The 15,205-nt window shown below is 74.6% G+C and carries 13 protein-coding genes and 2 pseudogenes; 6 read left to right on the top strand and 9 right to left on the bottom strand.

All coding sequences use genetic code 11. The annotated features are described in order from the left end of the window. Positions 1 to 38: 38 nt before the first annotated feature. Positions 39 to 941: a pentapeptide repeat-containing protein gene (locus ABT263_RS33235; RefSeq protein WP_352296231.1), complete on the bottom strand. Its 903-nt coding sequence runs from the start codon at positions 939 to 941 to the stop codon at positions 39 to 41. A gap of 287 nt (positions 942 to 1,228) precedes the next feature. Here ABT263_RS33235 and ABT263_RS33230 point away from each other — a divergent pair, with 287 nt between their 5' ends. Next, positions 1,229 to 2,863, top strand: a complete 1,635-nt coding sequence (locus tag ABT263_RS33230) for a DUF2079 domain-containing protein (protein ID WP_352296228.1) — start codon at positions 1,229 to 1,231, stop codon at positions 2,861 to 2,863. A 47-nt stretch (positions 2,864 to 2,910) separates the two neighbouring features. After that, positions 2,911 to 3,639 carry a contact-dependent growth inhibition system immunity protein gene (locus ABT263_RS33225; protein ID WP_352296225.1) on the top strand — a complete coding sequence of 243 codons (729 nt, stop codon included), beginning with the start codon at positions 2,911 to 2,913 and terminating at the stop codon, positions 3,637 to 3,639. Here the strand turns inward: ABT263_RS33225 and ABT263_RS33220 are convergent. Both ABT263_RS33220 and ABT263_RS33215 read right to left on the bottom strand, forming a co-directional pair. Next, positions 3,572 to 4,393: an SGNH/GDSL hydrolase family protein gene (locus tag ABT263_RS33220; protein WP_352296222.1), complete on the bottom strand. Its 822-nt coding sequence runs from the start codon at positions 4,391 to 4,393 to the stop codon at positions 3,572 to 3,574. The two genes, ABT263_RS33225 and ABT263_RS33220, sit on opposite strands and share 68 nt — an antisense overlap. A gap of 712 nt (positions 4,394 to 5,105) precedes the next feature. After that, positions 5,106 to 5,456 (bottom strand): annotated as a pseudogene (locus tag ABT263_RS33215) (winged helix-turn-helix transcriptional regulator); the annotation flags it as partial. Between the two features lie 96 nt (positions 5,457 to 5,552). Between ABT263_RS33215 and ABT263_RS33210 the strand changes: the two are divergent. Beyond that, positions 5,553 to 6,767 (top strand): pyridoxal phosphate-dependent aminotransferase, encoded by a 1,215-nt coding sequence (locus ABT263_RS33210; RefSeq protein ID WP_352296220.1) that lies wholly within the window; start codon positions 5,553 to 5,555, stop codon positions 6,765 to 6,767. Between the two features lie 112 nt (positions 6,768 to 6,879). Further along, positions 6,880 to 7,212 (top strand): YnfA family protein, encoded by a 333-nt coding sequence (locus ABT263_RS33205; RefSeq protein WP_329487097.1) that lies wholly within the window; start codon positions 6,880 to 6,882, stop codon positions 7,210 to 7,212. Between the two features lie 61 nt (positions 7,213 to 7,273). Here ABT263_RS33205 and ABT263_RS33200 read toward each other — a convergent pair whose 3' ends face one another. Next, complete coding sequence (locus ABT263_RS33200) at positions 7,274 to 8,365, bottom strand: sugar ABC transporter substrate-binding protein (protein WP_352296217.1); 1,092 nt, start codon at positions 8,363 to 8,365, stop codon at positions 7,274 to 7,276. A gap of 265 nt (positions 8,366 to 8,630) precedes the next feature. Between ABT263_RS33200 and ABT263_RS33195 the strand changes: the two genes are divergently transcribed. Next, positions 8,631 to 9,116 carry a peroxiredoxin gene (locus ABT263_RS33195; protein ID WP_352296215.1) on the top strand — a complete coding sequence of 162 codons (486 nt, stop codon included), beginning with the start codon at positions 8,631 to 8,633 and terminating at the stop codon, positions 9,114 to 9,116. A gap of 155 nt (positions 9,117 to 9,271) precedes the next feature. Here ABT263_RS33195 and ABT263_RS33190 read toward each other — a convergent pair whose 3' ends face one another. The 4 genes from ABT263_RS33190 to ABT263_RS33175 form a co-directional block, all read right to left on the bottom strand. Continuing rightward, positions 9,272 to 10,939 carry a purple acid phosphatase family protein gene (locus ABT263_RS33190; protein ID WP_352296212.1) on the bottom strand — a complete coding sequence of 556 codons (1,668 nt, stop codon included), beginning with the start codon at positions 10,937 to 10,939 and terminating at the stop codon, positions 9,272 to 9,274. A gap of 283 nt (positions 10,940 to 11,222) precedes the next feature. Then, positions 11,223 to 11,486, bottom strand: coding sequence for a hypothetical protein (locus ABT263_RS33185; protein ID WP_329487101.1), 264 nt, complete (start codon positions 11,484 to 11,486; stop codon positions 11,223 to 11,225). A 126-nt stretch (positions 11,487 to 11,612) separates the two neighbouring features. Beyond that, complete coding sequence (locus ABT263_RS33180) at positions 11,613 to 12,023, bottom strand: (2Fe-2S) ferredoxin domain-containing protein (protein ID WP_329487102.1); 411 nt, start codon at positions 12,021 to 12,023, stop codon at positions 11,613 to 11,615. A gap of 4 nt (positions 12,024 to 12,027) precedes the next feature. Beyond that, the gene (locus ABT263_RS33175; protein ID WP_352296209.1) at positions 12,028 to 14,001 is read right to left on the bottom strand and encodes a heavy metal translocating P-type ATPase; all 1,974 of its coding nucleotides are present in this window, start codon (positions 13,999 to 14,001) and stop codon (positions 12,028 to 12,030) included. Between the two features lie 88 nt (positions 14,002 to 14,089). On the opposite strand from ABT263_RS33175, the gene ABT263_RS33170 reads away from it, so the two are divergent. Then, entirely contained in the window at positions 14,090 to 14,440 is a 351-nt protein-coding gene (locus ABT263_RS33170; RefSeq protein ID WP_329487104.1) for an ArsR/SmtB family transcription factor, read from the top strand. A gap of 23 nt (positions 14,441 to 14,463) precedes the next feature. On the opposite strand, the pseudogene ABT263_RS33165 reads toward ABT263_RS33170, so the two are convergent. Further along, positions 14,464 to 15,205: pseudogene (locus ABT263_RS33165) on the bottom strand (hypothetical protein); the annotation flags it as partial.

The raw sequence follows: 15,205 nt of genomic DNA, 5'->3' as shown, positions 1-15,205 counted from the left end.
GCGCTCGTGCGCCCGCGCCCCGCGCCTCCGGCTGGCCGTCAGCGGCGGCGCCCCCGGCTCCCCGGGCTGCCGGGGCGGGGCTTGCGCGGGGGGCGGCGGTCGGCGGCCGCCGGGGTGGTGGTCGTGGCGGGCCAGTGGGTGGGGCGGGTGAGGGCGGGGGGCAGCTTGGTGGCGGCGTCCCCGCGGGCGGCGTTGAGCTGGGCCTGGGTGAGGAAGAGCGCGTCGGTGAGGTCGGCGCCGGCCAGGTTGGCGTCCCGCAGGTCCGCGCCGATCAGGTCGGCCGTCCGCAGGTCCGCGCCCGAGAGGTCGGCCGCGACGAGCAGCGCCCCGCGCAGGTTGGCGCCCCGCAGGTCGGCGCCGCGCAGGCGGGCACCGAAGAGGTCCGCGCCCCGGTGCTCCTTGCGGCGCGGGACGGCGGCCCGGACCAGCTCGCTCGCCTTCAGCAGCAGCTCGCTCACCTCCTGGCGGTGGGCGGGCACGTCCACCGCCAGGATCTCCGCCGGGGTGCCGGCCGCGAGCCGGTCGGTCTCCGCGAGCGCCCGGCGCAGCTCGGCACGGAGCGGGCGGGCGGGCTCGTAGGAGAGCGCCTCGGTGAGGTACCAGAGCAGTTCGTGCAGCTGCCGCACCACCGGGAACACGTCGGTCATCCGCCGGGTGTCCTCCGGTGCCTCGCGCCAGCTCCGGCCACCGAAGGTGACCTGGGAGACCCGCTGACCGGCCCCGAAGCAGTCGTAGACCGTGCAGCCCTGAAAACCGCGGTCGCGCAGCTGGGCGTGGATGCCGCAACCGAAGTCGGTCTGCAGGTTGCGGCACGGGGTGCCGGCCGCCTTGTCGACGGCGAAGTCGGCGCCGGCCGCGAACGGCAGCGCGACGCAGCACAGCCCGAAACAGCTCCCGCAGTCGGACAGCAGGCTGATCGGGGCGGGCGTGGGCTCGGTCACTGTGCTGGTGTTCCTCCGTACGGCGGCGCCCGGGCGGTCCGGGTCCGCGGGGCGGCAGGGGCGGCCAGGGGCTGCCGGGCCTGCCGGGGGCTCGCGCGCACTGCGCGGGCGCCCGTCGTAGAGCGTACCGACACCGGCGCGGGGCCGGGGCGCCCCGGGAACCGGGGGGCGGTGAGCGGCAGTCCGTTAGTGTGGTCGGCCGGTGTCGGTTCGGGATCTGTACGAAGGTCCGTACGAATCGGGGGCACCGCAGGCACCGGAGCAACCGAACAGTGGAGGAATCAGGCATGTCCCGGCACGACGTCACGCCGTACCCGGACACCGAGAGCGAGAACGCCCGCACCACGGGCGACACCGCCCCCGCGAAGGCGGCGGCGGCCCTGCGCCTCCCGCCCCGCGCCCGTACCGCCGCCCTCACCCTGCTCTGCTTCGCCGTCTGCCTGGCGATCGGTGCCCAGCAGTGGACCACCGCCCAGCTGGGCGGCTTCGACCTCGGCATCTTCGACCAGGGCGTGCGCGGCTACGCGCACTTCGGTCTGCCGGTGTCGTCGCTGAAGAGCTTCCACCACGAGTTCCCGCCGGACTTCTCGCTCCTCGGCGACCACTTCTCCCCCGTGATCGCGCTGCTGTCGCCGCTGTACTGGCTCTGGGACGACCCGCGCTCGCTGCTCGTCGGCCAGGCACTGCTGTTCGCCGCCGGGGTCCCGCTGGTCCGCCGGGTCGCCGACCGCTGCTTCGCCGACGCCGACCCGCGCACCGCCCGCCGCGCCGCCGACCTGGCGGGCCTCGCCTACGGGCTGGGCTGGCCGCTGCTGGTGGCCTCGCGCGGCGGCTTCCACGAGGTCGCCTTCGCCGTCCCGCTCACCCTGCTGATGCTGGAGCGCGGGCTGGCCCGCCGCTACGGCACGGCGGCGCTGGCCGGTCTGCTGCTCTGCTGCACCAAGGAGGACCTGGGGCTGGCGGTCGGCGCGTACGGGCTGGTGCTGCTGCTGCGGGGCCGCCGGGACGAGGACCGTGACCGGCGCCGGCGGACCCTCCGCTGGGGCACCGGCTTCCTGCTCGGCGGACCGCTCGCCTCGGTGGTGGCGATCGCCTGGCTGGTGCCGGCGATGGGCGGGGTGCCCGGCTACTACTGGAACTACGGCTCGCTGGGGACGGACGCCGGCGACGCCGCCTCCAGCGTGCTCGCGGACCCGACGCTGCTGGTGTCGGCCGCCTTCGACGCCCCGCTGAAGCCGCTGCTGCTGCTCTGGATCTTCGGCACCCTGTTCCTTCTGCCGCTGCGCTCGGCCACGGTGCTCTGCGCCCTGCCGCTGCTGGCGGAGCGGGTGCTCTCCAGCAACCCGAACCACTGGTCGATCGCCCGGCACTACGACGCGTTCCTCTGGCCGGTCCTGCTGGTAGCGGCGCTGGAGGTGCTGGGCCGCCGGCACGACCGCGTGCGCACCCGCCGCCTCGGGGTGGCGGCGGCCGCCGTGACGATCGCGGCCGCGCTGCCGCTCGGGGCGGCCGGCCTGTTCGTCCACGCCTACTGGCAGCCGAAGCCGAGCGAGGCGGCGCTGATCCGGGGCGCCGAGCGGATCCCGGACGGCGTCACGGTCGAGGCCGACAACCAGGCCGCTCCCCGGTTGACCGCCCGCACCGACGTGGTGCTGGTGGACGGCACCCCGCGCGGGCGCGAGTACGTGCTGATCCGCGCCGACAAGCGCGCGTTCCCGTTCAAGACCGACCGCGAGCAGGCGGCCCGGATCGAGCTGCTGCTGGCGCACGGCTACCGGCAGGTCTGGTCCGAGGACGGCGTGGTGCTGCTGCACCGGGAGAGCTCCGAGCCGGTCCCCGGCGAGCACGTGCCCGGCCCGGGCAGCACGGGGTACCAGGACGAGGTGCCGTCGGACGTCGGCCACAACCTCTTCCGGGGCTGACCGGGCCGACCCCCGGAGACCTCGGCCGACCCGCCCACAGTCGTCCGGTGAACCGAGACCCCTCCCCGACAGGCCTCCAACCCGACCGCGAACCCGACCGCGAGAACGGCCGTGGGCCGGGCCTCCCGGTCGGCGCGACCCGGCTGGTGGCGACCGCGCACGCCCTGCGGCGCAAGCCGGTCGGCGAGCTCACCGTCGAAGACCTGCGTCTGCTGATCCGGCAGGACGTGCGCCTGCTGCACCTCCCGCCACGGGCGCTGGACGTCCTGCGGGACGACCCGATGGTGGCGGGCGACCTCTACGAGGGCGACCTGCTCCACGCCGTGCTCACCAGGAGTCCGGACGTCTGGAGCCGTCAGCCCGCACTCGGGCACCGGCTCCGGCAGATCCTCGCGGAATCGGTCGGGCTGCCCCCACCGCTCCGTCGGGAGGCCGAGCGCTTCCTGGCCCGGTCGTGCCCGGCGAGCCGGGAACCGCTCGGCCCTCGTAGCGCGACCGCCCCGCACGCTCCGGCGCCCGACCGCCACCCGGGCGGCGGCCGGGCCACGGCCGATGAGGCGACGGCCGGCCCCGCGCCCGGGAACGCTCAGCCCTCGTACGGCAGCAGCTCCGCGCGCTTCGGCGGGCGGCCGTCGCCCGAGGAGCGGCCGGGCAGCTGGCGGCCGACCCGGTACCTGGCCGACCCGGCGCCGGGGTACCCGGGCACGCTCAGCCCTCGTACGGCAGCAGCTCCGCGCGCTTCGGCGGGCGGCCGTCGCCCGAGGAGCGGCCGGTGAGGCGGCGGCCGATCCAGGGGCCGAGGTGGGTCCGGGCCCAGCGGGCGTCGGCGGCCAGCTTCTCCGCCCGGCCGGGCAGGGCGGCGGCCGGCAGCGGGGCGCGCCAGTCGAAGGCGGCGGGGCGGCCGAGCGCCTCCAGGACGGCCTCGGCGACCCGGCGGTGGCCCTCGGGCCCGAGGTGCAGGCGGTCCTCGGCCCAGAGGCGGCGGTCGTCGAAGCACGGGGCGGCGAAGAGGTCCACCACCGCGATCCCCCGGTCCTGGCCGAGCTCGTGCACGAAGGCCTTCATCCGCAGGATCGCCGGGAGCAGCCGGGTGCTGCCCGCCATCCGGCGGGTGGGGTCGGTACTGGTGAACAGCACCACGGTGGCGCCGGTGGCGCGCAGCGCGGTGGCGGAGCGGCCGAGCAGGTCCTCGACCTGGGCGATGTCGCAGCGCGGCCGCAGCACGTCGTTGAGGCCGCCGGCCAGGGTGACGAGGTCGGCGCGCATCGCGGCGGCGGTGGCCAGTTGCTCGTCGTGGATCTGGCCGATCAGCTTGCCCCGGACGGCGAGGTTGGCGTACCGGAAGGCGCCGGCCGGCTGCTCGGCGGCGAGCCGGTCGGCGACCCGGTCGGCCCAGCCCCGGTAGTGGCCGTCGGGGAGCAGGTCGTCGCACATGCCCTCGGTGAAGGAGTCCCCGACGGCGACGTAACTGGTGTACCCGGTGGGCTCGGTGGGCGCGCCGGGCGCGCTCTTCTCCATTGTGTTCTCCATGGCCCGACGATCGTACGCGCACCTCCACCGGCTGCCGGGGACACCCCCGGCACCGCGCAAGCCCGACAGCCGGATCGGGGCAACGGGCCGGATCGGGGCAACGGGCCGGATCGGCCCGAATCAACGGCGGCGGCAACCGAACGCCGACCGGCCGTTTATCGGCCTGCGCCAGAGTGGGTCGGGCCGGGAGGGGACGCCCGGCAGGCACCACCCGCCGAGGAGGGCACCCGGAGCGCAGGGCCGGCCGCAGCCCGTGCACCACCGCGGCCGCACTCGTCCGGGTCACCCGACCACCGGCGCGGAGCGACGACCAGCAACGGGGGAGCTGGTCGCCGGAGCCGCCACGGATCCGCCGCCGGTACCGAGGGGTTCGCGCAGCTCTCGCGGAGAGCTGCGCGAGCCCGGTCCGCGACCGGGCTCCGCCGGACCGGGAGGCCGGCCGGCAGCCACGCGTCGTCGGGGATCCGGTACCCGGTCGCGTACCCGCCCCCTCCGTCAGCGGCCGGCGGAAGCCGTCAGCGCGGGCGTCGACGGGGCTTGAGGGGCGAAGGCGACGTCCGCGCGAGGTGCGCCGGGACGGCACCCGCAGATCACCCCCCGCGGCACCCTAGCCCGCCACCACCGCGCCGTCCGCCGACAGTTCGCGCCCGCCGTCCGGTCCGGACGCCCCGCCGTCCGCCTGCGCCCCGCCCGCGCCGTCCGCCCCCGTGACCCAGTGCTCCCGCACCGCGTCCGTCGGCCGCTGCTCGCCGAGCAGGTCGAGGCCCCAGACGCCCAGGGCGTCGACCACCCGGCGCAGCGTCGCGCCCCGCTCGGTGAGCTCGTACACGGTGGCGTTGGCCGGCCGTTCCAGCCGCCGGCGCAGCACCAGGCCCTCGCCCTCCAGCTGCTTGAGCCGGGCGGCGAGGATGTCGGTGGAGACGCCGGGCAGGTCGGCGTGGAGGTCGGTGTAGCGGCGCGGGCCGGCGAGGAGTTCACGGACGATCAGGAGACTCCAGCGCTCCCCCACCGCGTCCAGGGCGCGGGCGACGGCGCAGTACTGGTCGTAGCTTCGGCGTGACATGTGGATCAGCATAGCCAAAAGGTTGGACTTTCCAAGTGCTTACTTGGTAGAACAAAGCGAGCAGAACGTGCGGGTTGACCGGTCGGGAGGCCTCAGATGGAGTTTCGGCAGTCCAGCAAGCTGACGGGTGTGTGCTACGAGATCCGCGGCCCGGTGGTCGACCAGGCCAATGCGCTGGAGGCGGCCGGGCACAGTGTGCTGCGGCTGAACACCGGCAACCCGGCGCCGTTCGGCTTCGAGGCGCCGGAGGAGATCCTCCAGGACATCATCCGCAACCTGCCCAACGCCCACGGCTACAGCGACTCGCGCGGCATCCTGCCGGCCCGTCGCGCGGTGGTGCAGTACTACCAGCAGCGCGGCGTCGCCGGAGTGACCGTCAACGACGTCTACCTCGGCAACGGCGTCTCCGAGCTGATCCAGATGGCCGTCACGGCCCTGGTCGACGACGGTGACGAGGTGCTCGTCCCGATGCCCGACTACCCGCTCTGGACGGCCGTGGTCCGGCTGGCCGGCGGCAAGGCCGTCCACTACGCCTGCGACGAGCAGGCGGACTGGTACCCGGACCTCGACGACATCGCGGCCAAGATCACCCACCGCACCAAGGCCATCGTCGTCATCAACCCCAACAACCCGACCGGCGCGGTCTATCCGAAGGAACTGCTGGAGGGCATCCTCGACCTCGCCCGCCGGCACCAGCTGATGGTGCTGGCCGACGAGATCTACGACAAGATCCTCTACGACGACACCGAGCACCACTGCCTGGCCGCGCTCGCCGAGGACGTGCTGACGCTCACCTTCAACGGCCTCTCCAAGTCCTACCGGGTGGCCGGCTTCCGCAGCGGCTGGCTGGTCGTCTCCGGACCCAAGCAGCACGCCACCGACTACCTGGAGGGCCTCACCATGCTCTCCGGCATGCGGCTCTGCCCCAACGTCCCGGCCCAGTACGCCGTCCAGGCCGCGCTCGGCGGCCACCAGTCCATCAACGACCTCGTCCTGCCCGCCGGCCGGCTCACCGAGCAGCGAGACGTCGCGCACAAGGCGCTGAACGAGATCCCCGGCGTCAGCTGTGTGAAGCCCAAGGGCGCGCTGTACGCGTTCGCCCGGCTGGACCCGGCGGTGCACCGGATCGTCGACGACGAGCGGTTCGTCCTGGACCTGCTGCTCCGCGAGAAGATCCACGTCGTCCAGGGCACCGGCTTCAACTGGCCGCGCCCGGACCACTTCCGCTTCGTCACCCTCCCCCGGGCCGACGACCTGGAGACCGCGATCAACCGGATCGGCCGCTTCCTCGCCACCTACCGGCAGACCTGACGCCCCGCTCGCCGGGGCACCTGACGCCCCGGTCGCCGGCGGTCCGGGAGCCCCCGCACCCCGGCGCAGCGGGCACGGACCCCGCCCGCCGCGGCTCGTAGGCTTGGCGACCATGACCGTCCTGCGCTCCGCCGCCCTGTTCGCCCTCGCCGCCCTCGCCGAGATCGGCGGCTGCTGGCTGATCTGGCAGAGCGTGCGCGAGGAGCGGCCGTGGTGGCTGGCCGGCCTCGGGGTGGTGGTGCTCGGCGGGTACGGCTTCTTCGCCGCGCTCCAGCCGGACAGCGACTTCGGCCGGGTGCTGGCCGCGTACGGCGGCGTCTTCGTGGCCGGCTCGCTGCTCTGGGGCATGGCGGTGGACGGCTTCCGGCCCACCCGCTACGACGTGGCCGGGGCGCTGGTCTGCCTGGCCGGGGTCGCCGTGATCATGTACGGCCCCCGGCGCTGAGCGACGGCGCTGCCGCCCAGCACCGGGGCGGACGGACGCCGGCAGACGCCGGCACCCCCGCCTACTTGACGCCGGCCGCCGCGCAGGCGTCCGCGAACGGCGCGGTGCAGATGTCGGCCGCCTTGTACAGGCCGCCGCCGACCACCGTGGCCTGCACCTTCGCCTTGGTCACCACGATCGGGGTGAGCAGCAGCGAGGGGATCCGCTGCCCGCCGCTGTCGACCCCCGCGTTGGCCGCCGCGTTGATGTCCATCCCCTTCAGCAGCTGGACGGCGATGCTCCCGGCGGCGTCCGCCTCGGGCTTGTACGGCTTGTAGACGGTGAAGGACTGCTCGCCGGTCAGCACCCGGCGCACCGCGTCGATGGAGGCGTCCTGGCCGCCGACCGGGACGTTCTTGATCCCGGCCGCCTTGAGCGCCTCGATGACGGACGCGGCCATGCCGTCGTTGGCCGCGTACACGGCCTGGAAACCGTCCTTGCCGAGGGCCTGGATGGCCTCGTTGGTCTTCGCCAGGGCCACCTCCGGCTTCCACTCGCCGGACTGCTCGTAGCCGATCTTCTTGACCCGGCCGTCGAGCGACCGGTGCGCGCCGGCCTTGAACATCGCCGCGTTGGGGTCGGACTCGGCGCCGTTGATCATCACGACGGTGGCGGCGGCGGCCTTCGGGCCGAGCGCGTCGAGCAGGGCCTGGCCCTGGATCTCGCCGGTGCGCTGGTTGTCGAAGGACACGTAGGCGGCGACCTTGCCCTCCGCCAGCCGGTCGTAGGCGACGACCTTCACGCCCTTGGCGGCGGCGGCCTCCACCCAGGGGGCGGTGACCTTGGCGTTCACCGGGTCGAGCAGGACGACCTTGACGCCCTTGGCCAGCAGGTCGTCGAACTGCCGCTTCTGGACGGTCTCGTCGCCGTCGGCGTTGGCGTAGTCGACGACGCAGCCGGTGCAGAGGGACTCCACCGTGGCCTCGATCAGCGGCTTGTCGAAGGCCTCGTACCGGGTCGAGGAGGTCTTCTCGGGCAGCAGCAGCCCGATGGTCTTGCCGGCGACGCCGTCCGAGTGCGGTGCCGCTCCGTCGCCCTGGCCGCAGGCTGCGAGGGCGAGGGCCAGCGCGAGCGTGGCCGTGCCCGCGCCCGCGCGACGGGTCGTTCTGTTCATGGTGGGTGCTGCCTCCTGACTGCGCCGCGGCTTTGCGGCAGAGGTCGGAGTCAAGCCGTGCTCGGCGATTCCGTCAATAACTGAAGGGAAACTCGATACCTTGCTGCTCGATTCGTTATGAAGTGAAGATCCGTCGGATATTCCCGCACGACAGTCGCGAAGCCTTCGCAGACCGGCGTCAACTCTTCAACATCACGAGCCCGGCCACCACCCGGGCATAGGGTGGGCGGCGACCCCACCACCCACCCGTGAGGACCGCGCAGCGATGGCCAAACCCCCCGAAATCGGCTCCCTCGCCCCCGAGTTCACCCTGCCCGGCCTGCTGTTCGACGAGCAGGCCGGCACCGCCGAACGCCGCGAGTACCGCCTCGCCGAAGCCAAGGGCGGCCCGCTGGTCCTGGTCTTCTACCCCGGCGACGACACCGCGGTCTGCACCAAGCAGCTCTGCTCGTACAGCTCCGACCTGGACCGCTTCCGCGGCCTGGGCGCCACCGTGTGGGGCATCAGCCCGCAGGGGCTGGACAGCCACGAGCGGTTCGCCCGCAAGCACCGCCTGGGCTTCCCGCTGCTCGCCGACCCGGACCGGACCGTCGTCCGCGCCTACGGCATCGCGGTGCCCGGGCTCGGGCTGCGCCGCTCGGTGTTCGTCCTGGACGGCGACGGCACGGTCCGCTGGAAGCACGTCGCGCTCGCCGGGCTGACCTTCCAGCACAGCGACACCCTCGCGGCGCAACTGGCCGCACTCGGCTAGACCGGCCCGCTTCCCGCCCACCGCCCGCCCACCGGCCGGCGCACGCGGCGGTCCCCGGCCGGCCCCGGACACGCCGGTGGCCCGGCCGGGAGTTCCCGACCGGGCCACCGGGCCGCCTAGGGCCGGTCTCCGCGCCCCCGGGCGCGCGGGGCGGACTACCAGCCCCAGCCGCCGCCCTCGCCGTCGTCGTCGGTGGTGCCGTCCCAGCCTTCGCCGACCTTGCGCAGGATCGTGTAGTGGTCGACCTGCGTGCCGTTCTCGGCGAGCGCGGTGACCTTCATCGACGACTTCTGCCCCAGGTGCGCCGGGGTGACGTCGACCTTGATGAACGAGTAGCCGGTGTAGCGGACCCGCGACCACTCGACCTTCTCGGCCACCTTCACCCCGCCCTTGGCGAAGTGGTAGGTGTCCACCGAGTCCAGCCGGTTCTCGTGGCCCTCGTAGGTGTCCGGGGCGTCGAAGCTGTACAGGCTGCGGCCGGCCGCGCCCGCCGTCACGTACACCACGCCGTCGGTGGCCGGCTCGACGGTGGCGCCGCTCGGCACCGCCTTGGAGACCTTGTTGCCGAGGATCGCGTCGGTGCGCTCGTAGACGTGGTTGTGACCGTTGATCACCAGGTCCACCCGGTACTTCTCGAACAGCGGCACCCACGCCTCGCGCACCCCGCCCTCGGAGGCGTGCTGGTGGGTGGTGGAGAAGGCGCAGTGGTGGAAGAAGACCACCACGAAGTCGACGGTCTCGTCGTTGCGGAGGTCCTTCAGGGTGCGCTGCAGCCACGCGGTCTGCTTGCCGGCCGAGATGCCCAGGTTGGCCGGGATCTCGTAGGAGACGTCGTTGGCGTCCAGCGAGATGACGCCGACGTTCTTGTAGCGGAAGCTGTAGACGCCGGGGACGGTCCGCGGGTCCGGGCCGTTGTCCGGCAGGAAGAAGCGGTTGTTCTCGCCGCCGTACCCGTGGTGCGAGTACCAGGCCTCCATGTCGTGGTTGCCGTAGGAGACCATCCACGGGACCTTCGAGGCGACCGTCTCGGTCTGGACCAGGAAGTCGTCCCAGGTGCGGGCGTTGTACACCGACTTGTCGGCGTCCTGGCCGGAGCCGGCCGGGTCGGCGTAGCAGATGTCGCCGGCGTGCAGGTGGAAGGCCGGGTTCTGGGCCAGGATCACGTGGTCGTTGCCGGCCGCGTGCGCGCTGACGCCCTGGTCACCGAAGGCGGTGAAGGTGAACGGCTCGTACACCTTGCCCCAGCGGCGGTCGCGCGAGGGCGCGGTGCGGAAGGTGCTCAGCGTGGAGATCGCCTGCTGCGAGGCCGGGTCGAAGCCCTGGTGGCCGACGCCGTAGTAGTACGTGGTGTCGGGCTGGAGGTCCTCCAGGGCGACGTGCAGGTAGTACTGGTCCACCGGCTGGCCGGTCGGGGTCAGCGCGGGGGTGTGCAGGGCGCGCACCTCGGCCTGGACCTTGTGGCCGAGGTCCCACGGGTTCCTGCCGTAGCGCAGGAACGGCTTCTTCACCGGGGCCGGGACCTGCCAGGAGACCCGGAACTGGGTGTCCGGCTCGGGGCCGAACGCGAGGTGACGGCCGATCGGGGCGACGAGCGCGCCGTCGACGCCGTCGGCCGTGCCGCCGGTCAGCAGCTGCGGGGAGGCCGGCGCGGCCGTCGCGACACCGCTGCCCAGCGAACCTCCCACGGCCAGGGCGCCGACGCCGACGGCACCGGCGGTCAGCATCCGGCGGCGGGAGAAACGGGCCCGCAGGTACTCGTGCTGCTCGGCCATGCTCATGCGGTCGGCGAGCTTCGCGGGCACGCCCATGTGGGGGATATCCATGGGCGGGACTCTTCCAGCGCAGCGTTGACCGCGCACCTACAGGCGGTGAACGCACCCCGGCGTGCCGGTCAGTCGAACGCCAATGTTCGACCATGTCTCGGCAAAGTCGCCCCGGGCGGCCGGAGGCCGCCGGATCACCCGGCCCGGCCCGGGTCCTGATCCCCCGGGTCCTGATCCCCCATCGCCGGCTCCGCCGTACCGGCCGGGGCGCAGCCGGACCGGCCGGGGCCCCGCGCTACCGGCCGGGGCCCCCGCGGACGAAGGGCTCCGCCGGCCGACAGCCTCAGCGCGGCGGCGGGGCGATCTCGTCCCAGGTGGAGGGGGCGCGGTTGCCGGTGCCGTCGCACGTCCGGCAGACCTCGTCGCGGTAGGCGTGCTTGGCGCCGGCCGCGTCGACCCGGTAGCGGACGTAGACACCGGTGCCGTCGCAGAGGAAGCAGTTGCCGCCACCGCCGCCGACCTCGGTGGTGCCGGTGCCCTGGCAGGTGCGGCAGCTGAGACCGGCGGTGCGGCCGGTGCCCGCGCAGATGCGGCAGACCGTGGTCACGTCGTGATTCCTCCCAAGCCGGGGCGCCCGGTAAATGGTAGTGCCCCGGCCCGCCGGACGGACCGCCCCGGAGCCGGGCACCCGCACCGGGCCCGGTGCGGGCCGCCGGACCGGGCCGCCGACGCCTCAGCCCGGGAGGCCGTCGCGGATCCGGCGGGAGACGGTGACCTGCTGGAGGTCGAGCAGCCCGGGCGGCTCGGCCAGGCCCGGGCCGCCGGCGTGCACCCACTCGGCTATCTCCTCGACCATGTCGTCCGCCAGCACCCAGCCCAGCCAGACCGGACGGCCGCCGGCCGCGCGGCCCTCGCTGGACGGGCCGACCACCACGACGTTGGAGTGCGCGCACGCGTCCAGGCACTTGACCGCGCGGACCTTGCCCGCTCCGCCGACGGCCTCGCGCAGCCGCTCGTACTGGCCCGCGTGGTCGACGCCCGGGTGCTTCTCCTGGGTGCCGCAGCAGCAGCCCCGGCAGACGGTGACGGTCACCGGGGCCGCGGGCCCCTTCCCGCCACCGCGCTCGCGGTCTCGACGGCTCATCGGCTCAGCGCTCCTCGTGGTTCCCGGCCCCGGCGCCCGGGGCTTCCTGGTGGAGGGCCCGCAGCCACGCCCGTTCGCGCAGCAGCCGCAGGCCGTTGAGGCCGACGATCACGGTGGAGCCCTCGTGCCCGGCGACACCGAGCGGCAGTGGCAGCGTACCGGCCAGGTCCCAGACCACCAGGACGGTGATGAACGCCCCGGCGATCGCCAGGTTCTGCACGACCAGCCGGCGGGCCCGCCGGGAGAGCGCCACCACGGCCGCCACCGCGGTCAGTTCGTCGCGCACCACCACCGCGTCCGCGGTCTCCAGGGCGAGGTCGGACCCGGCCCGGCCCATCGCGACCCCGCTGTGCGCGGCGGCCAGCGCGGGGGCGTCGTTGACGCCGTCCCCGACCATCAGCACCCGGTGCCCGCCGTCGGCCAGTTCGCGGACCGCCGCCACCTTGTCCTGGGGCAGCAGCGCGCCCCGGACGTCGGTCAGACCGACCTCCCGGGCGAGGTGCTCGGCGGCGAGCCGGTTGTCGCCGGTGAGCAGCACCGGCGGGCGGCCGGTGAGCGCGGCCAGGCCCCGGACGGCGGCCGCGGCCTGTTCGCGCGGGCGGTCGGCGAGGCCGAGCACGCCGACCGGCTCCCCGTCGCGCAGCACCAGGACGGCGGTGCGGCCGGCCGCCTCCAGCTCGGCGACCGCGGGGTGCCCGCGGTACGGACCGGGGGCGCCCACCGCGACCACCGCGCCGCCGACCACGGCTCGCACGCCGATCCCCGGAGTTGCGGTGAAGTCGGTGGCCGCGGGCGGCACCAGGCCGCGCTCGCGGGCGGCGGCGACCACCGCCCGGGCCAGCGGGTGCTCGCTGGGGTGCTCGGCGGCGGCCGCGAGGGAGAGCAGCTCGGCCTCGGTGACGCCGAGCGGGCGCAGCTCGACGACCTTCGGCGTGCCCTCGGTGAGGGTGCCGGTCTTGTCCAGGGCGACGGTGTCCACCTGGCCGAGCCGCTCCATCACCACGGCGGACTTGACCAGCACGCCGTGCCGGCCGGCGTTGGCGATGGCGGAGAGCAGCGGCGGCATGGTGGCCAGCACCACGGCGCACGGCGAGGCGACGATCATGAACGTCATGGCGCGCAGCAGGGTGGCGGTCAGCTCCGCGCCGAGGGCGAGGGGGACGGCGAAGAGCAGCAGGGTGGCGGCCACCAGAGCGGCGGCGTAGCGCTGTTCGACCTTCTCGACGAAGAGCTGGGTGGGCGCCTTGGTCTCGGAGGCCTCCTGCACCATGGCGACGATCCGGGCGATCACGGAGTCGGCGGCGTCCCGTTCGACCCGGATCCGCAGCGCGCCGGCGCCGTTGAGGGTGCCCGCGTACACCTCGTCGCCGACGGACCGGGCGGCGGGCAGCGGTTCGCCGGTGATGGTGGCCTGGTCGACCTCGCTGCTGCCGTCGAGGACCCGGCCGTCGGCGCCGATCCGCTCGCCGGGGCGGACCAGCACGGTGTCGCCGACGGCGAGTGCGGCGGTGGGGACGGTCTCCTCCCGGCCGTCGGCGGTGAGCCGGCAGGCCGTGGCGGGGGCGAGGTCGAGCAGGCCCCGGACGGAGTCGGCGGTGCGGGCGGTGGCCAGCGCCTCCAGGGCGCCGCTGGTCGCGAAGATCACGATCAGCAGGGCGCCGTCCAGCGGCTGGCCGATGGCCGCGGCGCCGAGGGCGGCGACCACCATCAGCAGGTCGACGTCCAGGGTCCGCTCGCGCAGCGCCCGCAGCCCGGCCAGGGCGGGCTCCCAGCCGCCGGCCAGGTACGCGGCCGCGTACAGCACACCGGACGCCCACCCGGGGCCGTCGAGCAACCGCACGGCGAGGGCGGCCAGGAAGGCCGCGGTGGCGGCGGCCGCCCAGCGGGCCTCGGGCAGCGCGAGCACCCGGGTGCGGCGCGGGGGCGCCGTCGCGGGAGCGGTGGGGACCGGCGGTCGGGTGAGCACGGTGGCGGACATGTCCGCCACGATACAGGAACATATGAACACACTTTCATTCGTTCCTGCGGGCCGGGCCCCCCGGAGTCCCGCCCCGTAGGATGCCCCCATGGGACACGCAGCCGCCGAGAACGCCGTGCCGCAGATGCGCCTGGACGCGTCGAACGCGGCCAAGGTGGCGAACACCCTCCAGGCCCTGGCCACCCCCTCCCGCCTGCTGATACTCGCCCAGCTGCGGGAGGGCCCGCGGGCCGCCACCGAACTCGCCGACGCCGTCGGCATGGAGCAGTCCGCCTGCTCCCACCAGCTCCGCCTGCTGCGCAACCTCGGCCTGGTCGTCGGCGAGCGCCGCGGCCGCTCGGTGGTCTACTCCCTCCACGACGACCACGTCGCCGCACTCCTCGACCACGCCGTCTACCACGTCGACCACCTGCGCCTCGGCGTCACCGACGACCGGTAGGGCTCACTCCGGAGCCCCGCGGCTCACGGCATCCGCCACTGCTGGTAGGCGTTGCCCGGCGTGCAGGCGGTCATGGTGGCCTGCCTGCCCGCGCCGTTGTCGGTCAGGCAGGTCGACCCCATGTAGTCCTTGAGGTAGTAGACGCCCTGGGCGCCCGCGCCGACCACCGACCAGTTGGCCATGAAGCTGAACCCCGGTGAGAGCAGCACCTTCTGACTCGACGTGTTCGAGAAGTCGGTGTCCTGGACGAGGGCCGGCCCGCTCAGGCCGCACGCGTGGATCTCGTACCAGCCGCCCGGGTTCGGGTCCGAGCGCACCCAGCCGTAGGCGGTCGTCCCGCCCACCACGACGGCGCCGCCCGGCGACGGGCCGGCGGCGGCCAGGCCGAGCTTCTGGCCGTCGGCCACGTTGACGATGTCGCCCCACCGGCTGCCGCCGCACCCCGCGGGCACGGTCGGCGCCGACGGCTTGGACTCCGGCGGCTTGGGAGCCTCGGGGCTGGGCGCCGGCTGGTTCGGCGCGGGCGCCGACGGGGCGGGCTGTTGGGGTGCGGGGGCCTGCGGCGCGGGCTGGTTCGGCGCAGGAGCCGCCCCACCGCTGCCGCTACCGCTACCGCCCGTCTTCGGTGAGGTGCCGCCCGATCCGGCGGCGGATCCCCCGGAGGACCCGCCGGCCGACCCCGTACCGCCGGCCGCCGAGCCGCCGCCCGGCTTCGGTGCCGCGCCCGGTGCCGGGACCTCCGGCGCGCCGCCGGCGGGCGGCACG

The organism is Kitasatospora sp. NPDC001603 (assembly GCF_040298365.1).
Taxonomy (GTDB): Bacteria; Actinomycetota; Actinomycetes; order Streptomycetales; family Streptomycetaceae; genus Kitasatospora.
The sequence above is the reverse complement of the archived record's forward strand: the minus strand, read 5'-3'. Positions and strand labels throughout refer to the sequence as shown.